Source organism: Paraburkholderia caffeinitolerans (genome assembly GCF_902859945.1).
Classification (GTDB): Bacteria; Pseudomonadota; Gammaproteobacteria; order Burkholderiales; family Burkholderiaceae; genus Paraburkholderia; species Paraburkholderia caffeinitolerans.
On the sequence record NZ_CADIKL010000042.1, the window covers coordinates 16,097 to 37,328 of the forward strand.

At 64.3% G+C, this 21,232-nt stretch carries 19 protein-coding genes; 14 read left to right on the forward strand and 5 right to left on the reverse strand.

The window, feature by feature from the left end; all coding sequences use genetic code 11:
- The 10 genes from murD (at position 1) to lpxC (ending at position 11,683) form a co-directional block, all read left to right on the forward strand.
- Positions 1–1,530: a UDP-N-acetylmuramoyl-L-alanine--D-glutamate ligase gene (gene murD, locus HV773_RS29505; protein ID WP_129562890.1), complete on the forward strand. Its 1,530-nt coding sequence runs from the start codon at positions 1–3 to the stop codon at positions 1,528–1,530.
- Complete coding sequence (gene ftsW / locus HV773_RS29510) at positions 1,527–2,822, forward strand: putative lipid II flippase FtsW (RefSeq protein ID WP_129562889.1); 1,296 nt, start codon at positions 1,527–1,529, stop codon at positions 2,820–2,822. Before murD ends, ftsW begins: the two co-directional genes overlap by 4 nt.
- A complete protein-coding gene (gene murG / locus HV773_RS29515; protein ID WP_129562888.1) occupies positions 2,819–3,922 on the forward strand; it encodes an undecaprenyldiphospho-muramoylpentapeptide beta-N-acetylglucosaminyltransferase in 1,104 nt (367 codons plus the stop codon). The genes ftsW and murG overlap by 4 nt, the downstream gene beginning before the upstream one ends.
- Complete coding sequence (murC, locus tag HV773_RS29520) at positions 3,919–5,313, forward strand: UDP-N-acetylmuramate--L-alanine ligase (protein WP_129562887.1); 1,395 nt, start codon at positions 3,919–3,921, stop codon at positions 5,311–5,313. The genes murG and murC overlap by 4 nt, the downstream gene beginning before the upstream one ends.
- Before the next feature lie 5 nt (positions 5,314–5,318).
- Positions 5,319–6,272, forward strand: coding sequence for a D-alanine--D-alanine ligase (locus HV773_RS29525; RefSeq protein ID WP_129562886.1), 954 nt, complete (start codon positions 5,319–5,321; stop codon positions 6,270–6,272).
- Between the two features lie 72 nt (positions 6,273–6,344).
- On the forward strand, positions 6,345–7,100 hold the full coding sequence (locus HV773_RS29530; protein ID WP_129562885.1) for a cell division protein FtsQ/DivIB: 756 nt from the start codon (positions 6,345–6,347) through the stop codon (positions 7,098–7,100).
- A gap of 27 nt (positions 7,101–7,127) precedes the next feature.
- Positions 7,128–8,360 carry a cell division protein FtsA gene (gene ftsA, locus HV773_RS29535; RefSeq protein WP_129562884.1) on the forward strand — a complete coding sequence of 411 codons (1,233 nt, stop codon included), beginning with the start codon at positions 7,128–7,130 and terminating at the stop codon, positions 8,358–8,360.
- Positions 8,361–8,510: 150 nt separating this feature from the next.
- Positions 8,511–9,704 (forward strand): cell division protein FtsZ, encoded by a 1,194-nt coding sequence (gene ftsZ / locus HV773_RS29540; protein WP_035532933.1) that lies wholly within the window; start codon positions 8,511–8,513, stop codon positions 9,702–9,704.
- A gap of 296 nt (positions 9,705–10,000) precedes the next feature.
- Entirely contained in the window at positions 10,001–10,510 is a 510-nt protein-coding gene (locus tag HV773_RS29545; protein ID WP_129562883.1) for a peroxiredoxin, read from the forward strand.
- Positions 10,511–10,765: 255 nt separating this feature from the next.
- Complete coding sequence (lpxC, locus tag HV773_RS29550) at positions 10,766–11,683, forward strand: UDP-3-O-acyl-N-acetylglucosamine deacetylase (RefSeq protein WP_035532937.1); 918 nt, start codon at positions 10,766–10,768, stop codon at positions 11,681–11,683.
- 105 nt (positions 11,684–11,788) lie between these two features.
- Here lpxC and HV773_RS29555 read toward each other — a convergent pair whose 3' ends face one another.
- Positions 11,789–12,349, reverse strand: a complete 561-nt coding sequence (locus HV773_RS29555; protein WP_129562882.1) for a DciA family protein — start codon at positions 12,347–12,349, stop codon at positions 11,789–11,791.
- A 414-nt stretch (positions 12,350–12,763) separates the two neighbouring features.
- Between HV773_RS29555 and secA the strand changes: the two genes are divergently transcribed.
- From secA to mutT, 4 genes are all read left to right on the forward strand, one after another.
- Positions 12,764–15,571 (forward strand): preprotein translocase subunit SecA, encoded by a 2,808-nt coding sequence (gene secA, locus HV773_RS29560; RefSeq protein ID WP_129562881.1) that lies wholly within the window; start codon positions 12,764–12,766, stop codon positions 15,569–15,571.
- Between the two features lie 173 nt (positions 15,572–15,744).
- On the forward strand, positions 15,745–16,986 hold the full coding sequence (argJ, locus tag HV773_RS29565) for a bifunctional glutamate N-acetyltransferase/amino-acid acetyltransferase ArgJ (protein WP_129562880.1): 1,242 nt from the start codon (positions 15,745–15,747) through the stop codon (positions 16,984–16,986).
- A gap of 2 nt (positions 16,987–16,988) precedes the next feature.
- Complete coding sequence (locus tag HV773_RS29570; protein WP_129562879.1) at positions 16,989–17,861, forward strand: ATP-binding protein; 873 nt, start codon at positions 16,989–16,991, stop codon at positions 17,859–17,861.
- Between the two features lie 14 nt (positions 17,862–17,875).
- Positions 17,876–18,289 (forward strand): 8-oxo-dGTP diphosphatase MutT, encoded by a 414-nt coding sequence (gene mutT, locus HV773_RS29575; RefSeq protein ID WP_129562878.1) that lies wholly within the window; start codon positions 17,876–17,878, stop codon positions 18,287–18,289.
- Positions 18,290–18,399: 110 nt separating this feature from the next.
- On the opposite strand, the gene yacG is transcribed toward mutT, so the two are convergent.
- The 4 genes from yacG to HV773_RS29595 form a co-directional block, all read right to left on the reverse strand.
- The gene (gene yacG / locus HV773_RS29580) at positions 18,400–18,597 is read right to left on the reverse strand and encodes a DNA gyrase inhibitor YacG (protein ID WP_035532945.1); all 198 of its coding nucleotides are present in this window, start codon (positions 18,595–18,597) and stop codon (positions 18,400–18,402) included.
- A 54-nt stretch (positions 18,598–18,651) separates the two neighbouring features.
- A complete protein-coding gene (gene zapD / locus HV773_RS29585) occupies positions 18,652–19,407 on the reverse strand; it encodes a cell division protein ZapD (RefSeq protein ID WP_129562877.1) in 756 nt (251 codons plus the stop codon).
- A gap of 210 nt (positions 19,408–19,617) precedes the next feature.
- A complete protein-coding gene (gene coaE, locus HV773_RS29590) occupies positions 19,618–20,220 on the reverse strand; it encodes a dephospho-CoA kinase (protein ID WP_129562876.1) in 603 nt (200 codons plus the stop codon).
- A 12-nt stretch (positions 20,221–20,232) separates the two neighbouring features.
- Positions 20,233–21,183, reverse strand: coding sequence for a prepilin peptidase (locus HV773_RS29595; protein ID WP_129563401.1), 951 nt, complete (start codon positions 21,181–21,183; stop codon positions 20,233–20,235).
- Positions 21,184–21,232: the final 49 nt, after the last annotated feature.

Consider the following 21,232-nt stretch of genomic DNA (forward strand, 5'->3'; position numbering starts at 1 on the left):
ATGTTTGGCGAGAAGTTTCGGGATCAGCAAAAGCCGATGGTGCTCGTGCTGGGACTCGGCGAATCGGGTTTGGCGATGGCGCGCTGGTGTGCGCGCCATGGCGCTCGCCTGCGCGTCGCTGACACGCGCGAAGCGCCCCCCGGGTTGGCCAAACTCGTGCCCGAACTTGCCGCGCGCGGCATCGAAGCGGACTTCATCGGCGGCCCGTTCTCCACGGCGCTGCTCGATGGCGTCGAACTCGTCGCCATCAGCCCGGGCCTCTCGCCGCTCGCCGCCGACCTCGTGCCGCTGATTGCCGCCGCTCGCGAACGCGGCATCGAAGTCTGGGGTGAACTCGAACTCTTCGCGCAGGCACTGCGCCATCTCGGCGAGAGCGGTTACGCGCCGAAGGTGCTCGCCATCACGGGCACCAACGGCAAAACCACCACCACGAGCCTGACGGGCATGCTTTGCGAGCGCGCGGGCAAGACCGTGGCGGTAGCCGGCAACATTAGCCCGGCGATGCTCGACAAGCTCGCCGAGGCCATCGACAACACCGCGCTGCCCGATGTCTGGGTGCTCGAACTCTCGAGCTTCCAGCTGGAGACGGCGCACAGCTTCGCACCCAACGCGGCGGCGGTTCTCAACATCACGCAGGACCATCTCGACTGGCACGGCGGCATCGACGCCTACGCGGCCGCGAAGGGCCGCATCTTCGGCGCGCAGACCACGCGTGTGCTCAACCGCGACGACGCGCGCGTGATGTCGCTCGCGAGCGTGCAACAGAGCGGCGACGCGAAGGTCGTGACCTTTGGCCTCGATGAGCCGCGGCGCGAGGGCGACTATGGCATCTCGCGCGATAACGGCATGTTGTGGCTCGTGGCGGCTCACGACCGCGACGCCATGGACGAGCCTGTCTCCCCGCGCCGGCGCAAGCAGCTCGACGCCGCGCCCGTGAATCTCACGATGAAGCGCTTGATGCCCGCAGACGCGCTGCGCATTCGCGGCCTGCACAACGCGGCGAACGCGCTTGCGGCATTCGCGCTTGCACGCGCGATCGATCTGACGCCGGCGGCGCTCTTGCATGGTCTGCGCGAGTATCGCGGCGAGCCGCATCGCGTGGAATTGATCGCGTCGATCGAGGGCATCGACTATGTGGACGACAGCAAGGGCACCAACGTCGGCGCGACGGTAGCGGCGCTCGACGGCCTTGCACAGCGCGCGGTGCTGATCGCGGGCGGCGATGGCAAGGGCCAGGACTTCGAGCCGCTCGCGGCACCCGTGGCGCGCTGGTGCCGCGCGGTGGTGCTGATCGGCCGCGATGCACCGCAGATTCGCGCGGCGCTCGAAAGTACGGGCGTCGCGCTCACCGACCACGCCACGCTGGAAGACGCCACGCGCGCGGCCACGGCGCTCGCCGAGCCGGGCGACGTCGTGCTGCTTTCGCCGGCGTGCGCGAGCTTCGACATGTTCAAGGGCTATGCCCATCGCGCGGCCGTGTTCCGCGACACGGTGGAAGAAATCGCCGCAGAACGGGGGACGATGATATGAGCTGGTCCGAACGTTTCGGCGTGCGCCTGTCGCGCGATGCGAGCGGTGGCGCCCCGGTTGGCACATCGGGTGGTGCTGCGGGAGGCGCGGCGAGCAGCGGCGCGCGCTCGCGCGGCATTTCGAGCGCGGTCAGCGGCGTGCGTCCCGCGCGCTCGCGTATGCTCGACTACGATCACTCGCTGCTTTGGGCCGTGATTGCGCTGCTCGGCTTGGGTGTGGTGATGGTCTACTCGGCCTCGATCGCGATGCCTGATTCGCCGAAGTACGCGCAATACCACGACTACGCGTTTCTGGTGCGCCACCTCGTCTCGCTCACGGTCGCCGCGATCGGGGCGCTCGTGGCGTTCCGCATTCCCATTTCCACGTGGGATCGCTACGCGCCGAAGTTCTTCCTCATCGCCTTGGTGATGCTCGTGATCGTGCTGATTCCGCACATCGGCAAGGGCGTGAACGGTGCGCGGCGCTGGATTCCGCTCGGCGTCACGAACATGCAGCCTTCGGAAATCATGAAGCTCGCGGTGACGATCTATGCCGCGAACTACACCGTGCGCAAGCAGGAGTACATGCACAGCTTCGCCAAAGGCTTCTTGCCGATGGCGTTCGCGGTGGGCGTGGTGGGCGCGCTGCTGCTGCTCGAGCCCGACATGGGCGCGTTCATGGTGATCGCCGCGATCGCGATGGGCGTGCTGTTCCTCGGCGGCGTGAACGGCAAGTTGTTCGGCGGCCTCGTGGCTACGGCGATCGGCACGTTCACGTTGCTGGTGTGGGCGTCGCCGTGGCGTCGCGAGCGGATTTTCGCGTACCTCGATCCGTGGGACGAGCGCTATGCACAGGGCAAGGCTTATCAGCTTACGCACTCGCTGATCGCGTTCGGGCGTGGCGAGTGGTTCGGCGTGGGTCTGGGCGGCAGTGTCGAGAAGCTCAACTACCTGCCCGAAGCGCACACCGACTTCATTCTCGCCGTGATCGGCGAGGAACTCGGCTTCGTGGGCGTGCTGATCGTGATTCTGCTGTTTTACTGGATCGTGCGCCGCTCGTTCGAAATCGGCCGCCAGGCGCTCGCGCTCGACCGCACGTTCGCTGGACTCATCGCCAAAGGTCTTGGCGTGTGGTTCGGCGCGCAGGCGTTCATCAACATGGGCGTGAATCTCGGTCTGCTGCCGACCAAGGGTCTTACGCTGCCGTTCGTGAGCTATGGCGGCTCGGGCATTTTGCTCAACTGCGTTGCGGTTGCCGTGCTGCTTCGCGTGGATTACGAGAACCGGGTTTTGATGCGCGGAGGGAAGGTATGACCGCAGCAACGCGCACGCTCATGGTGATGGCCGGCGGCACCGGGGGACATGTGTTCCCGGGACTCGCTGTCGCGCATCGCATGGAGCAGTGGGGCTGGCGCGTGGTGTGGCTCGGCAATCCCGCAGGCATGGAAGCGACGCTCGTGCCCAAGCACGGCATTCCGATGGAATACGTGCGTTTTGGCGGCGTGCGCGGCAAGGGCATCAAGACCAAGCTGATGCTGCCGATAACTATGCTGCGCGCGTGCAAGCAGAGTCTCTCAGCGTTGCGTCGCGTGAAGCCGGACGTCGTGCTTGGCATGGGCGGCTACATCACGTTTCCGGCGGGTGTGATGAGCGCGCTCTCCGGTCGTCCGCTCGTGCTGCATGAACAGAACTCCATCGCGGGCCTCGCGAACAAGGTGCTCGCGAAGCTCGCGCGTCGCGTGCTCGTGGCGTTCCCGGGTGCGTTGCCGCATGCCGAGTGGACCGGCAACCCGATCCGCGCGGAACTCGAGCACGTGGTGCAGCCGCAGGTGCGTTACGCACAGCGCAGCGGTCCGCTGCGCGTGCTGGTGGTGGGCGGCAGCCTTGGCGCAGCGGCGCTCAACGAAGTCGTGCCGAGTGCGCTTGCGCAACTGGCACCGGCCGAGCGTCCGCACGTGGTGCATCAGGCGGGCGCGAAGCATATCGACGCATTGCGTCAGAACTACATCAACGCCGGAATCGAACCCGGTGACACGGTGCAACTCGTGCCGTTCATCGACGACATGGCAAGCGCTTACGAAAACGCGGATCTCGTGATCTGCCGCTCGGGCGCAATGACGGTGGCCGAGATCGCGGCCGTGGGCGTGGCGGCGCTGTTCGTGCCGTTCCCCTACGCGGTCGACGACCACCAGACCACCAACGCGGCGTTTCTCGCGCAACAGGGCGCGGCACGCGTGGTGCAGCAACGCGAGCTTTCGGCAGAGGCGCTCGCGGACTGGCTCAAGCAGCAAACTCGAGCATCGCTCGCAGACATGGCCGAGCGCGCTCGCGCGCTCGCAAAACCCGACGCCGCCGATCAGGTCGCGCGCATCTGCGCAGCCGTGGCGGGCGCCAGTCCGGGAGGAAAGCAATGAAACACATCGTCAAACATATTCATTTCGTCGGCATCGGCGGCGCGGGCATGAGCGGGATCGCTGAAGTGCTCGTCAATCTCGGCTATCACGTGAGCGGCTCGGACCTCGCGAAGAACGCGGTCACCGACCGCCTCGCCGCACTCGGCGCGCGCATCGCGATTGGCCATAACGAAGAGAACATCGAAGGTGCGAACGCGGTGGTCGTTTCCACCGCGGTGCGCAGCGACAATCCCGAAGTGCTGGCGGCACGCCATCGCCGCATTCCGATCGTGCCGCGCGCAGTCATGCTCGCGGAGCTGATGCGTCTGAAGCAGGGCATCGCGATTGCGGGCACGCACGGCAAGACCACCACCACGTCGCTGGTCGCGAGCGTGCTGGCCGCGGGCGGGCTCGACCCGACCTTCGTGATCGGCGGGCGCCTCATTAGCGCGGGCGCGAACGCGCGTCTCGGCACGGGCGACTTCATCGTCGCGGAAGCCGACGAATCGGACGCCTCGTTCCTGAATCTGTTCCCGGTGATCGAAGTCATCACGAACATCGACGCCGACCACATGGACACCTACGGGCACGACTTCGCGCGCCTGAAGCAGGCGTTCATCGAATTCACGCACCGTCTGCCGTTTTATGGCATCGCGGTGCTCTGTGTCGACGACCCGAACGTGAAGGAAATCCTGCCGTTCGTCTCGAAGCCGATCATCCGCTACGGCTTTGCGCCCGACGCGCAGGTGCGCGCGGTCAACGCGGTGGCGCGCGACGGCAAGATGTACTTCACGGCGATGCGCGAAGATGCGCCTTCGATCGACATCGTGTTGAACCTTCCGGGTACGCACAATGTCCAGAACGCACTGGCCGCGATTGCGATCGCGACCGAGCTCGAAGTGAAGGACGCGGACATCCAGCGCGCGCTCGCGGAATTCAACGGCGTGGGCCGGCGCTTTCAGCGCTACGGAGAAATTCCAGTCAACGGCGGCGGCAACTACACGTTGATCGATGACTACGGCCATCACCCGGTGGAAATGGCCGCGACGATCGCAGCGGCGCGCGGCGCGTTTCCCGAGCGCCGTCTCGTGCTGGCGTTCCAGCCGCACCGTTATACGCGCACGCGCGACTGCTTCGAAGATTTCGTGCGCGTGCTCTCGACCGTCGATGCGCTCGTGCTGACCGACGTCTACGCCGCAGGCGAAGCGCCGATCGTGGCCGCCGATGGCCGCGCGCTCGCACGTGCGATTCGCGTGGCGGGCAAGGTCGAACCGGTGTTCGTGGAAACAGTGGATGAAGTGCCTGACGCGCTGGCCGCAGTGGTTCGCGACGGCGACGTGGTGATTACGATGGGTGCGGGTTCGATCGGCGGCGTGCCGGGCCGGATCGCACAACAGGAACAGAAGGCGTGAGTGAAATGAGCAGCATCGATTCCCAATTCGATCCCAAACAGTTCGGCAAGGTGGCCGTGTTGTTCGGCGGCGTGTCCGCCGAGCGCGAAGTGTCGCTCAAGTCGGGCTCGCTGGTGCTTCAGGCGCTCAAGAGCGCCGGCATCGACGCGCATCCGTTCGATCCGTCCGAGCGGCCGCTTTCGGCGCTCAAGGACGAGGGCTTCGTGCGCGCGTTCAACGCGCTGCACGGCGGCTATGGCGAGAACGGTCAGATCCAGGGCGCGCTCGACTTCTACGGCATCCGTTATACGGGCACGGGCGTGCTCGGTTCGGCGCTCGGTCTCGACAAGTTCCGCAGCAAGCTCGTGTGGCAGCAACTGGGTATTCCCACGCCGCCGTTCGTAGCGGTGCTGCGCGGCGACGACTACGCCGCCCGCGCACCGGAGCTCGTCGCGAAGCTTGGCTTGCCGCTCTTCGTGAAGCCGGCGAGCGAAGGCTCGAGCGTCGCGGTCATCAAGGTGAAGCAGGCCGAAGATCTCGTGCCGGCGATCGAAGAAGCCGCGAAGCACGACAAGATCGTGCTGGTGGAGAAGAGCATCGAAGGCGGCGGCGAGTACACCGCATGCGTCGCAGGCGATCTGGATCTGCCGATCATCAAGATCGTGCCGGCGGGCGAGTTCTACGACTACGACGCGAAGTACATCCTCGACACCACGCAGTATCTGATTCCCTGTGGCGTCGCGCCTGAGAAGGAAGCCGAACTCAAGAAGCTCGCGCGCCGCGCGTTCGACGTGCTCGGCTGCACCGACTGGGGCCGCGCCGACTTCATGATGGACGGCGCGGGCAATCCGTATTTCCTGGAAGTGAACACGGCGCCGGGCATGACCGATCACTCGCTGCCGCCGAAGGCCGCGCGTGCGGTGGGCATCGAGTATCGCGATCTCGTGGTGCGGGTGCTTGCGCTCACGCTCAAGGATTGAACCACTAATTGAACCGCTAAACGAACTCTGACCAACGAATTGCAGTCCGCGCATTGAATCGACAATCTCGACATGTGGAATAACGTACGCCAGCTCAATCTCGCCGCCAACGCGTTGCACGCGCTGCTCGTGCTCGCGCTCGTGGCGGCCGGCGGCTACTGGCTCGTGCAGCGCCCGAATTTTGCGCTGCGCGAGATCCGCATCGAGGGCGACACCGAGCACATCAACGAACCGACGGTGCGCGCGAGCGTGGTCGGCCGCTTGAAGGGCAACTTCTTCACGGTGAACCTGGATACCGCGCGTGCCGCGTTCGAGCAGATGCCGTGGGTGCGCCACGCGAGCGTGCGCCGCGTCTGGCCGAATGCGCTTGCGGTGAGTCTCGAAGAGTACAAGCCGCTCGGCACGTGGGGCAGCGACCAGCTCGTGAGCGTCGATGGCGAGCTCTTCACCGCGAACCAGGGCGAGCTCGATCAGGACTTGCCCGCGTTCGACGGCCCGGACGGCACCGCGCCCGAAGTGGTCGCGCGTTATCGCGACTTCCAGAAGTGGTTTACGCCGCTCGGCATCGAGCCTGAAGAAGTCACGCTTTCGCCGCGCTACGCATGGACGGTGAAGCTCTCGAACGGCATGCAGGTAGAACTCGGACGCGAGCGCAATGCCACCACGCTCGCCGAGCGCGCGCATCGGCTCATCGTGGCATGGACGCCGCTCACGCAACGTTGGGGGAAAGACATCGAATATGCGGACTTGCGCTATCCGAACGGTTTCGCCATTCGGGCGGCGGGCATGCGCTTCATCAGCGACACGCCGCCCTCAGGCAAGAAGTAACAGCACATCACACGCAACGAGCACGATATGAGTAAAGACTATAAAGATCTGCTGGTCAGCCTCGACATCGGGACCGCGAAGGTGGTGGCCATCGTCGCCGAAATGAAGGGCGATGGCCACTACGAAGTGATCGGCCTTGGCCAGAGCGAATCGAAGGGTCTCAAGAAGGGTGTGGTGGTGAACATCGAGGCCACGGTGCAGTCTATCCAGCGTGCGCTCGAAGAAGCGGAACTCATGGCCGACTGCAAGATCACTAATGTGTTCACCGGCATCGCAGGCAGCCATATCCGCAGCTTCAATTCGAGCGGGATGGTCGCCATCAAGGAGAAGGAAGTCACGCAGACCGATGTGGCGCGCGTGATCGAAACGGCGAAGGCGATCAACATCCCGACCGACCAGCAGGTGCTGCATATCCTCACGCAGGAATTCATCATCGACGGTCAGGAAGATGTGCGTGAGCCGATCGGCATGAGCGGCATCCGCCTCGAAGTGAAGGTGCACATCGTCACGGGCGCTGTGAGCGCGGCGCAGAACATCGTGAAGTGCGTGCGCCGCTGCGGTCTCGAAGTGAACGATCTGGTTTTGCAGCCGCTGGCCTCGTCGCTGGCGGTGCTCACCGACGACGAGAAGGAACTCGGCGTGGTGCTGGTGGATGTGGGCGGCGGCACGACCGACATCGCGATCTTCAGCGAAGGCGCGATTCGCCATACCGCGGTGATTCCGATCGCGGGCGATCAGGTGACGAGCGACATCGCCATGGCGCTGCGCACGCCCACGCCCGACGCGGAAGACATCAAGGTCGGCTACGGCATCGCCAAGCAGGCGCTTGCCGATCCGGACGAAATGATCGAAGTGCCGGGGCTCGGCGAGCGCGGTCCGCGCACGCTGTCGCGCCAGGCGCTGGCGGCCGTGATCGAGCCGCGTGTGGAAGAGTTGTTCTCGCTCGTGCAGCAGGTGGTGCGCGAGTCGGGCTATGAAGAGTTGTTGAGTTCGGGCGTCGTGCTCACGGGCGGCGCCGCGATGATGCCGGGCATGGTGGAGCTCGGCGAAGACATCTTCTTGAAGCCGGTGCGCATTGGCGTGCCGGAGTACGCGGGCGGTCTCGCCGACGTCGTGCGCAATCCGCGCTATTCGACGGCGATGGGGCTGCTCGTCGAGGGCCGCGCGCAACGTATGCGCGGTCGCAAGGTCGCTGTGCAGTCGGGGTCGATGGGCCAGGTTTTCACTCGCATGAAAGACTGGTTCCTCGGCAACTTCTAACGCGATAGATAAAGCAATTCGCGTGCGCGAAGGGTAAGAGCAGAGACCGAATTAGCGCTGGTGCCGGCGGCTGGCGCGCAGGAGCGGGTTGCCCGATTCACTCCTGAATAACGGCCGAGGTGCGGATATCTTTTTCTTGACGGAGGCAACATGGAATTCCAGATGCTGGAAACGGAAACCAACGGCACCATCATCAAGGTGGTGGGCGTCGGTGGCGCTGGCGGCAATGCCGTGCAGCACATGATCAACCGCGGCGTGCAAGGCGTCGACTTCATCGTGATGAACACGGACGCTCAGGCGCTTTCGCGTTCGCGCGCGTCTGCCGTGATCCAGTTGGGTAACACGGGTCTGGGCGCTGGGGCGAAGCCCGAGATGGGCCGTGCAGCAGCAGAAGAAGCGCGCGAGCGCATCGCCGACGCACTGCGTGGCGCGCACATGGTGTTCATCACGGCCGGCATGGGTGGCGGTACGGGTACGGGCGCAGCACCGGTGGTCGCGCAGATCGCGAAGGAAATGGGCATTCTGACCGTTGGCGTCGTGAGCAAGCCGTTCGAATTCGAAGGCGGCAAGCGCATGCGCGTGGCGGAAGCCGGCTCGCAGCAACTGGAGGATCACGTCGACTCGCTGATCGTCGTCCTGAACGACAAGCTGTTCGACGTGATGGGCGATGACGCCGAGATGGACAAGTGCTTCCAGTGCGCGGACGACGTTCTGAACAACGCAGTCGCTGGCATCGCGGAAATCATCAACGTGGATGGCCTCGTGAACGTCGACTTCGAAGACGTGAAGACGGTCATGGGCGAGCAGGGCAAGGCGATGATGGGCACGGCCACGGTGGCCGGTGTCGATCGCGCGCGCCTCGCGGCGGAACAAGCCGTGGCGAGCCCGCTGCTCGAAGGCGTGGATCTGTCGGGCGCGCGTGGCGTGCTGGTCAACATCACGTCGAGCCGTTCGCTGCGCTTGTCGGAAACGCGTGAAGTGATGAACACCATCAAGAGCTACGCGGCCGACGACGCCACGGTGATCTTCGGTGCGGTGTACGACGACGCGATGGGCGACGCGCTGCGCGTCACGGTGGTGGCCACGGGCCTCGGCCGCGCGGCGAACAAGCAGCAAGCAGCGCCGATGACGTTGCTGCGCACCGGTACGGACAACCAACCCGTTGCCGCTGTTCAGCACAGCTACGCGCCGCAGCAAGGCCAGACCGCCGACTACGGCGCGCTCGACACGCCGGCAGTCTGGCGCACGTCGCGCGACACCGCGGCTTCCCACGTTCAGGCGCTGCAGGAAAAGGGCGTCGACACGTACGATATCCCGGCGTTCCTGCGCAAGCAGGCCGACTAAGGCGTGCTGCGAGCGTAATTCTGCTGCGGCGCTGGGCACTGATGTGCATATCGGTGCGCCCGCCCGCAGACAGAGTAGCCGGCATGGTGCTGCAATGAAGGCGAGGAAGTGCCTCGACGCCGCATCCGAGAGGATGCGAGGCAGGGCTGCCTGTCCGCTGCGTTTTGACGCGCGGCAAATGGTGCAGGCATTCTGAGCCGGTAGCACAATGACAAGGTTTTCGGCGCGAAGGTTTCAACCGGGGCGCCAACCGGGTCGCGAGCGTGCCGGAGCCGCATCGATGTGAAGGACGAGTCATGATCAAAGTGGGTGATACGCTGCCCGACGCAACGCTCTTCGAATTCATCGAAGACGAGCGTGCGGGCTGCACGCTGGGGCCGAACAGCTTCGGCGTGCGCGAGCAGACGGCGGGCAAGCGCGTGGTGATCTTCGGATTGCCGGGCGCCTTTACACCGACTTGCTCGGCAAAGCACGTGCCAGGTTATGTCGAGCAGTACGAAGCGCTATGCGCGGCGGGCGTCGACGAAATCTGGTGCGTGTCCGTCAACGACGCGTTCGTGATGGGCGCGTGGGGACGCGATCAGCGGACCTCGGGCAAGGTACGCATGATGGCGGACGGCAGCGCGGCGTTCACCCGTGCGCTCGGTCTGGAGCAGGATTTGTCGGCGCGTGGCATGGGGGTCCGCTCCCAGCGCTACGCCATGGTGGTCGACGGCGGCGTGGTCAAGACGCTGAACGTCGAGGCACCCGGCAAGTTCGAAATCAGCGATGCCGCGAGCATACTGGCTGCATTGAGCCCAATATGAGCGCATTTGCCGCGCCTTCGTTGCCAAGGTGCAACGGGCCGGCGGCGCAAATGTGACGGGCTATTACCACAAGCCGTGCGGGCCGCTGGCCGGGAACGCCTCCGTTCCGGTCATCGGCCCGTCTTGCAATCCGTGCGCGTAACAACGAGAAACAGATTGTCACGCCTGGGGTAACAACGGATTCCACCGACTTGGAGTATAATTCGTGCTATGAATTAAAAAGTCCCGATTGGGATTTTCAATGAGCAGAAAATTATGTTGAAGCAGCGAACCATCAAATCGATCGTGAAGACGGTCGGCATCGGCCTGCATTCGGGCCGCAAGGTCGATCTGACGCTACGCCCGGCGGCGCCGGACACGGGCATCGTGTTTTCGCGCGTGGATTTGCCGACACCGGTGGACATCCCCGCGTCGGCGATGTCGATCGGCGATACGCGTCTGGCTTCTGTGCTGCAGAAAGACGGCGCCCGCGTTTCGACGGTCGAGCACCTGATGTCCGCGTGCGCGGGCCTTGGTATCGACAATCTCTATATCGACGTCACGGCGGAAGAGATTCCGATCATGGACGGCAGCGCATCGTCGTTCGTGTTCCTGATCCAGTCGGCCGGCATCGAAGAGCAGAACGCGCCCAAGAAGTTCATCAAGGTGAAGAAGCCCGTGGAAGTGCGCGACGGCGACAAGTTCGCCCGCCTCGACCCGTATTTCGGCTTCAAGCTGAAGTTCACCATCGACTTCCGCCATCCGGCCGTCGACAAGACGGGCCAGGCGCTCGAAGTCGATTTCGCGAATACCTCGTATGTGCGCGAGATCGCGCGCGCGCGCACCTTCGGCTTCGCGCATGAAGTCGAGATGATGCGCGAGCTGGGCCTCGCGCGCGGCGGCAGCATGGACAACGCGATCGTGCTGGACGAGTACCGCATCCTCAACAACGACGGCCTGCGCTACGACGACGAGTTCGTGAAGCACAAGATGCTCGACGCAATCGGCGACCTGTATGTGGTGGGTCATCCGCTGCTGGCTTCGTACGATGCGTACAAGTCGGGCCATGGCCTGAACAACCTGTTGCTGCGCGAGTTGCTCGCGCATGAGGACGCGTACGAGATCGTCACGTTCGGCGACGCGCAAAAGGCGCCGCGCGGCTTCGGTTACGAGGCGCAAACGGCGTTTGCCTGATGTTTTTGTGACATTTGCCTGATTCGCACGCCGGGTTTTTGCCTCGGTCGTGCAACAAAAAAGGGTGGCCTGATGCCGCCCTTTTTTATTTTCACTTTGGCTTGCTTAGCGCCGCTTCAAATGGCGTGCAGCCATCTTTGCGAGCGCTTCCTGCAGCGGGGAGGGCGGCAGGTTCTCACTGAGCGTGGCGAGCGCGGCGGCGCCTGCCGGCGTCATGCGCGCCTGCTTCGGCAAGGGCGCGTCTTTCACGGCCTGCGGGCGCACGCGGATGCGTACACCATCCAGCGCCCAGCCACGCGCCTGCAAATCGGCCACGAGGCGCGGCTCGAGGTGCCGCAGTCGTGCAGCGAGCGCGTTGTGCGCTGCGAACAGGGCGAGCTTGCCGTCTTTGATGAAGCCCGGTTCCACACTCGCGGCCAGATAGTCGGGCAGCAGCGCGTCGAGATCGCGCTGGATCGCCGCGATCTGCTCGACGCCGGCGCGCAGTGGGGCGAATGCGTCCGTGCGGCTCAGGACTTCGGTGAGCGGCTGCGGCGCGCGCCGCGACGAAAATTTGCGCGATTTACCCGACCTGGCAGCAGGGCCTGACGGACCCGAGGCGCTTGAAGTGCGCGCAGTAGCGGCAACTGCGGCATCTGGCCTTGAAAACGGCGAAAAACGGCTCATGTGAGGGCTAGATAAGGCGCGCGGGCTGCGCGATGTGATTGTCATTGTAGCCTGCGCACTTTGCCTTAACGCGCCTTGCCGCCGTTCGGCCAGGACCGTCTGGCAGCAAGCCGCCGAGCCATGCGGGACGAATGTGCCGGCCGGCCGCTTCAGGGGCTCGCGAGGCGCGTCAGCGCGGGCATTGCGCGCGGCGTCCTTCAACCGGCCGACACCGGCGGTAACCAGGGCGCGTGCTAAAATGCCCGATTCGAATCCACCAATTTGGGCTTAAGCCGCCGAGGTCCTTCCGATCCGGGTGCGTGGCGCGAGAATCGTTTGCAAACCCGGCGCAATCCGGGGGCTGAACAAGCCGCAAGCGCCGCAAGCGAACTGCGCAGGAATCCCGACCGAAGCCGCGACGCAGACACCGATCCGATGACCACCGGTTTCTTACAGAAAATCTTTGGCAGCCGCAATCAGCGCCTGATCAAGCAATATCAGAAGAAGGTCGCGGCGATCAACGCGCTCGAACCGACGATCGAGCAATACACCGACCAGCAACTGCGCGCCAAAACGGCTGAGTTTCGCGAGCGCGTGGCCAATGGCACGTCGCTCGACGAACTTCTGCCCGAAGCGTTTGCCGTCTGCCGCGAGGCCAGCAAGCGCGTGCTGAAAATGCGCCACTTCGACGTGCAACTGATCGGCGGCATGGTGCTGCACTACGGCAAGATCGCAGAAATGCGCACCGGCGAAGGCAAGACGCTGGTCGCCACGTTGCCCGTGTATCTGAACGCGCTGTCAGGGCGCGGCGTGCACGTGGTCACGGTGAACGACTACCTCGCCCAGCGCGACGCCGAGTGGATGGCGCGTCTGTACAACTTCCTCGGCCTGTCCGTCGGCATCAATCTGTCGCAGATGGACCACGCCATGAAGCAGGAGGCGTACGCGTCGGACATCACCTACGGCACGAACAACGAGTTCGGCTTCGACTATCTGCGCGACAACATGGTCTACGAGACCGAGGCGCGCGTGCAGCGCGCGCTGAACTTCGCCGTGGTCGACGAAGTGGACTCGATCCTGATCGACGAAGCGCGTACGCCGCTCATCATCTCGGGCCAGGCCGAAGATCACACCGAGCTTTACGTGCGCATGAACGCGCTGCCTCCTCTGCTCGAACGCCAGATCGGCGAAGAGAAGGCCGACGGCACGGGCGTCGAAAAGCCGGGCGACTACACGCTCGACGAAAAGGCGCGCCAGGTGTTCCTCACCGAATCGGGCCACGAGAAGGCTGAGCGCCTGCTCTCCGAGTGGGGGCTGATCGGCCAGGGCGAGAGCCTCTATGCCGCGCAGAACATCACGCTGATGCACCACGTGTACGCCGCGCTGCGCGCGCACACACTGTTCTTCAAGGATCAGCACTACGTGGTGCAGAACGGCGAAGTGGTCATCGTCGACGAATTCACGGGCCGCCTGATGTCGGGCCGCCGCTGGTCGGATGGCCTGCACCAGGCCGTGGAAGCGAAGGAGCACGTGAAGATCCAGAGCGAGAACCAGACGCTCGCTTCGATCACGTTCCAGAACTACTTCCGCATGTACGCGAAGCTTTCGGGCATGACCGGCACGGCCGATACCGAAGCGTACGAATTCAACGAGATCTACGGGCTCGAGACGGTCGTGATCCCGACCAACCGCACGCCCAAGCGGATCGACAAGCAGGACCAGATATACAAGACCGCGAAGGAGCGCTATGACGCGGTGATCCGCGATATCCGCGATTGCCACGAGCGCGGGCAGCCGGTGCTGGTCGGCACGACGTCGATCGAGAACTCCGAGGTGCTGGCCGACCTGCTCGTGAAGGCCGGTCTGCCGCACGAGGTGCTCAACGCGAAGCAGCACGCACGCGAAGCAGCCATCGTGGCCGAAGCGGGGCGCCCGAAGCGCATCACCATCGCCACCAACATGGCGGGCCGCGGCACCGACATCGTGCTGGGCGGCAACGCGGAGAAGCAGGCCGCGTTCATCGAAGTCGACGAGGCGATTCCCGCCGACGAAAAGGCGCGCCGCATCCAGCAGCTCCACGACGAATGGCAGACGCTGCACGATCAGGTGAAGGCCGCGGGCGGCCTGCACATCATCGGCACCGAGCGCCACGAGTCGCGCCGTATCGACAACCAGTTGCGCGGCCGTGCGGGCCGCCAGGGCGACCCGGGTTCGTCGCGCTTCTATCTGTCGCTCGAAGACCCGCTGCTGCGCATTTTCGCTGGCGACCGCGTGCGCGCGATCATGGACCGCCTCAAGATGCCCGAAGGCGAGGCAATCGAGGCGGGCATCGTCACGCGCTCGATCGAGTCGGCGCAGCGCAAGGTCGAAGCGCGCAACTTCGACATCCGCAAGCAACTGCTCGAATACGACGACGTTTCGAACGACCAGCGCAAGGTGATCTACCAGCAGCGCAACGAGTTGCTCGAAGCGAACGACATCACCGAAACCATCGGTGCGATGCGTCATGGCGTGATCACCGACATCGTGCATCAGTTCGTGCCGCAGGGCAGCATTGAAGAGCAGTGGGACGTGCCCGAGCTCGAAGAAGTGCTGCGTAACGAGTGGCAGCTCGACCTCGCGATTCAGGAGATGATCAACGAGTCGTCGTCGATCGACGCCGACGAGATTCTCGAAGCCGTGCTTGCCGCCGCTGACGAAGCCTATGAGCAGAAGGTCGCGCTCGTGGGCCGCGAATCGTTTAGCGCGTTCGAGCGCTCGGTCATGCTGCAGACGCTTGACCGCAGCTGGCGCGAGCACCTCGCGGCGCTCGACCATCTGCGTCAGGGCATTCACCTGCGCGGCTATGCGCAGAAGAACCCGAAGCAGGAGTACAAGCGCGAGGCGTTCGAACTGTTCGCCGCGATGCTCGACGCCGTGAAAACGGAAGTCACGCGCATCGTCATGAACGTGCAGATCCAGTCGCCGCAGCAACTCGAAGAAGCCGCCGAGCAGATTGAAGAGCAGGCGGGGCATCTGGAGAACGTCGAATTCCGTCACGCCGAATTCGCCGAAGCGGAAGCCGCGCCTACGGCCGCCGGGCCCGTCGCGGCAGACGCCGCAGCGGCCATGGTCGGCGCGGCCATGACCCACGCGCACGCCGCCATGCCGGACGGCCAGGACGTGCCGAAGGTTGGCCGCAACGATCCGTGCCCGTGCGGCAGCGGCAAGAAGTACAAGCAGTGCCACGGCAAGATCTCGTGATGGGCTTCGCGGCGTGTGCATGTTTTGCACGGTGCTCGCCGCTCGCCGCATGACGCGGTTTGACCGTTGATTCCGGTGGCCCGCGCTTTTGCGGGCCTTGTCTTTTGAATCCCGAATGCCGGCCCGGCTGACAGACGCCGTGGCCGGCATTGCCTTTTCGACAGGTCGCCAACATGGCTGTCAATTTCCCCTCGATCGATCCCGCACAACTTCATCCGGTCGCCGGCGTGACGCTCGGCTGGGCGGAAGCCAACATCCGCAAGCCCAACCGCAAGGACGTATTGGTGATTTCCGTCGATGAAGGCGCAAGCGTCGCGGGCGTGTTCACGCTCAATCGCTTCTGCGCCGCGCCGGTGACGGTGTGCCGCGAGCACCTCGAGAAGGTGCGTGCGGGCGGCAAGGGGATCCGTGCGCTGGTCATCAACACGGGCAATGCCAACGCGGGTACCGGCGAGCCGGGTCTCGTGAATACGCGCGAAACCTGCGACGAACTCGCGCGCCTCGCGGGCATCGAGCCCTCGCAGGTGCTGCCGTTCTCCACCGGCGTGATTCTGGAGCCGCTGCCGATCGAGCGCCTGAAGGCCGGCCTGCCGGCTGCGCTCGCGAACCGCAAGGCCGCGAACTGGTACGACGCCGCCCAGGCGATCATGACGACCGACACGTTGCCGAAGGCCGTGTCGCATCAGGTCGCGATCGACGGCCACACGGTCACGCTCACGGGCATCAGCAAGGGCGCGGGCATGATCAAGCCGAACATGGCGACCATGCTCGGCTTCCTCGCGTTCGACGCGAACGTCGCGCAACCGGTGCTCGACGAACTCGTGAAGTACGTGGCGGACCGCTCGTTCAACTGCATCACGATCGACGGCGACACCTCGACCAACGACTCGTTCATTCTGATCGCCTCGGGCAAGTCGAGCCTGCCCGCGATCACCTCGACGGATTCGCCCGCCTACGCCGCGCTGCGCGACGCCGTGACCGAAACCGCGCAGACGCTCTCGCAACTGATCGTGCGCGACGGCGAAGGCGCGACCAAGTTCATGACCGTGCAGGTGGAAGGCGGCAAGGACGTGGCCGAGTGCCGCCAGATCGCCTACGCGATTGGCCACTCGCCGCTTGTGAAGACCGCGTTCTACGCATCGGATCCCAACCTGGGCCGCATTCTGGCCGCTATCGGCTATGCGGGCGTGACGGATCTCGATGTCGAAAAGATCGACCTCTATCTCGACGACGTGCTCGTCGCCAAGGCCGGTGGGCGCAACCCCGACTACCGCGAGGAAGACGGCCAGCGCGTGATGAAGAAGAGTGAGATTCTGATCCGCGTGCTGCTTGGCCGTGGCGATGCGCAAGCCACCGTGTGGACCTGCGATCTGTCGCATGACTACGTGAGCATTAACGCCGACTATCGTTCTTAATCATGGACAAGCTCGAACAGTTTCTAACCCGTGCCGAAGCGCTGCTCGGCCGCCTCGAATCCGTGCTGCCGCCGGCCTCGCCCGAAGTCGACTGGAACGCGGCAGTCGCGTTTCGCTGGCGCAAGCGCCAGGGGCGCGGTTACCTGCAGCCGGTGCCGGCCATCTCGACGATCTCGCTCGACGACTTGCAGAACATCGATCGCCAGAAGGGCCTCATCGACCGCAACACGCGCCAGTTCGTGCAGAAGAAGCCCGCGAACAACGTGCTGCTGACGGGCGCGCGCGGCACCGGCAAGTCGTCGCTCATCAAAGCCTGCCTGAACGCGTATGCGCAAGACGGCCTGCGCCTGATCGAAGTCGACAAGGACGATCTGCATGATCTCGGCGATATCGTCGATCTGATCTCGACGCGCCCCGAGCGCTTCATCGTGTTCTGCGACGACCTCTCGTTCGAAGAGGGCGAGTCGGGCTACAAGGCGCTGAAGGTGGCGCTGGACGGCTCCGTGGCCGCCCAGGGCGACAACGTGCTGATCTACGCGACCTCGAACCGCCGCCATCTGCTGCCCGAGTACATGAGCGACAACGAGTCGTACAAGCACATGCCCGACGGCGAGATTCATCCGGGCGAAGTGGTGGAAGAGAAGATTTCGCTTTCCGAGCGCTTTGGCCTTTGGGTGAGCTTCTATCCGTTCAAGCAGGACGACTATCTGACGATCGTTGGCCACTGGCTGCGCCACTTCGGCTGTGGCGATGCCGAGGTCGAATCGGCGCGCGGCGATGCGCTCGTCTGGGCGCTGGAGCGCGGTTCGCGCTCGGGCCGGGTGGCGTGGCAGTTCGCGCGTGACTGGTCGGGCAAGAAGGCGCCAGAGGCGTGAGCGGCATGAGCGGCATGAGCGATCAGACAAAGGATCCGGCGCGCCCGGTGACGGACGTTGCCGTGGGCGTGCTGGTGCAGCCCGATGGCCGCTATCTGCTGGCGCAGCGGCCCGAAGGCAAGCCTTATGCAGGCTACTGGGAATTCCCGGGCGGCAAGCTGGAAAAGGGTGAATCCGTCGAGGCCGCGCTTGCGCGCGAGCTGCACGAGGAACTGGGTATCGACGTGAAAGCGTGCCACCTGTGGCATACGCTCGAGCACGACTACCCGCACGCCTACGTGCGGCTCTACTTCTGCAAGGTAACGGAGTGGAGCGGCGAGCCGCATGGGCGTGAGGGCCAGGCGTTCGTCTGGCAATCGCTGCCTGCGAGTGTCGAGCCGCTCTTGCCTGCGACCATTCCTGTGCTGGAGTGGCTGGCGGCAGAGTAATCCCGCTTCGCCAGAAAGACAAAAGCCGCTGCGCACACAACGTGCAGCGGCTTTTTTTGCGCCCTGCGCAGGCGCTTTTGTGACTTGTACTGCTTGTGTATTGCGTGGGCTTACTGGCGCGTGTCTGTGGGCGGTGCTTCGTCGTCCGGCGGTGTATCGTCTTCGTTGCCGCCGATCCGGTACTTTTCGGCAGCCCACGCGCCAAGATCGATCTGTTTGCAGCGTTCGGAACAGAACGGGCGGAAGCGGTTTTCCGGCACCCAGCGGACATCTTTGCCGCAGGTCGGACATTTGACGACAGTGATCATTCGTTAGATTCGCAAGAACGACAAAAACCAGAGTGCTTCAGCAAGGTGCGCACTTCACAGGCTGCACAGCGTGAGCTGAAACGGCACGTCCTGGTCGACTGCACGCGGACGCAGATTGCCGTCCTGCACCGTAAATCGCACCCAGAGCATGTACTTGTTGGCACTCGCTTCGGGAATGACGTGCAATTCCGGTGCCACGCGAACCTGCATTAATTGATACGTGCGCCCAGACAGCATTTGCTGATAACTGCCCTGCATCGCCATGACCTTCGATGCCTGACCGGACTCCCTTGCAAGACGCAGCACGATGCTCGCGGCGTCGCGCAGCGGCAAAAGGGGCGTGACCCACTTGGCGATATCCTGGCGGCGCTTGTCGGCATGCAACTGCTGCCAGGCGTAATACGAAGGCAGATCGAACTTGCAGGTGCCGCCCGGGATGATCGCTCGGCTGCGGATGCTGGTGAGCCATTCGTTGTCAGCAAGATGCTGGCCGGTCTTGCCCTGCATCTGCGTGAGGCCCGCGAGCGTTTGCTCGATTTCACCAAGAACGGCTTCGAGCGCGTTCTGCTCGATGCCGGGATTGCCGCGGAACGGTGCGAGCGTCTGACGTTGCCTTTCGAGTTCCTTCATGAGGTCCGACTTGAGGTCGGCGCGGCCTGCGACTTCCGCGATTTCGAAGAGCGTCGTGAGCGCAACGTGATGTTCCCTCGGATCCTCCTGGGTCAGGAAAAACGTGAAACGCTCGAAGAGATCTTCGAGGCGTAGCAGCGTCCGGATTCGCTCGTTGAAGGGATACTCGTAAAGAATCAAGCGCGCTCGCCTCGGACGTGGTCGGTGAAGGATTGCAGCACATTCTAATGCCGCGAGTCTGCGGTCGCAATCGCGCGCCGCCCGCACAAGCGCTCAATCCACGGCATTTTGCCGACGAATGTGCATTGCTTGCGCCGCGAAACGTCGAGTCTTGCTGCAACGCGCATCGCGTAGGCTTTGGCCAGCGGTTTTACCCTTCTTTACCCTTCGTTACGCACGCGACAGTACGAGGTAGCGCTGATGCAGTATCTCGACGTCCTGCTCGAGTGCTTCCAGCGTGGCGCCGTCGTTGACGATCACGTCGTCGGCGGCGGCGAGGCGCGCTTCGCGCGTGGCCTGGCGTGTGATGATCGCGAGCACTTGTTCGCGCGTGAAGCCGTTGCGGCTCATCACGCGCGCGATCTGCGTTTCGACACTGCAATCGACAACCAGAACGCGATCGACACGCGTTTTCCAACTGCCGGATTCGACGAGCAGCGGCACGACCACGATCACATAAGGGCCGTTGGCCTCGCGTGTTTCGCGTTCGGTTTCAGCGCGAATCAACGGATGCGTGATCGCTTCGAGCCGCTTGCGCGCCGACTCGTCGCCGAACACGAGTGCGCGCATACGTGCGCGATCCATGGAGCCGTCGGCTGCGACGAATTCAGGGCCGAATTGCGAGGCGATCGCGGGCATCGCGATGCCGTGTGGCGCGGTGATGCGGTGCGCGATCACGTCCGTGTCGACGAGCGGAACGCCGAGCGCCGCGAACAGGTCCGCGACGGTGGATTTGCCGCTGCCGATGCCTCCAGTCAAGCCAACCGCAATCATCGATTCATTCCTCTACACAAAGACAGCATAAAGCGGTGTGCCCACAAACAACGTGACGAGTGCGCCAACTGCGAGATACGGCCCGAAGGGCAGCGGCTCTTCGAAGCGCATGCGGCCGCTCAAGGTAGCGGCAAGGCCGACCACGGCGCCGGTCACCGCGGCGATCACGACGATCTGCGGTAACGCAGCCCAGCCGAGCCAGGCGCCGAGTGCGGCGAGCAGCTTGAAGTCGCCGTGGCCCATGCCTTCGATGCCGCGCAGCAGGCGGAATAGCCAATAGACGCACCAGAGCGCCAGGTAGCCCGCCATCGCGCCAATCACGGCTGCGTGCAGATCGGCGAAGGTCCCGGCGAGATTCACGAGCAGCCCGGCCCAGATGAGCGGCAGGGTGATCGCGTCGGGCAGCAGCTGATGTTCGAGGTCGATGGCGCTTGTCGCAATAAGTGACGCGCACAGCGCGAATGCAGCAAGTGCTTTGCCCGTGGGGCCAAACGCGAGCAACGCTGCGGCGGCGCACGCCGCGCCGGCGAGTTCGATCAGCGGATAGCGCAGGCTCACGCGCGTGCCGCACTGCGAGCAGCGGCCGCGCAGCGCGAGCCAGCTCAGGACGGGAATGTTTTCCCATGCTCGCAGTACGTGGCCGCAATGCGGGCAGGCGCTGCGCGGCAGCCAAAGGTTGTAGCGCGTGGGCAATCCGTCGTTCGGATTGCTGTCCGTGCATGGCTCGTCGCTCGTCGATGCGTGGCCAAATGCTTCGGCGGCGTCCGCGCGCCACGCGCGCTCGAGCATGATGGGCAGTCGATGCACCACCACATTCAGAAAGCTGCCCACAACGAGACCGACCACGATCGCGAAGCCCATCAGCACGCCCGGCGGCAGCGTGCCGAGCGTTGCCGTGAAGGATGCGGCCAAATCGACGGAAGTGATCGATGCAAACGGCGCGACAGGCACAGTCGAATCCATCATGGAAGATGCAGGCGCGGCAACAACGGCGGACGAAAGAAGGGCGGGC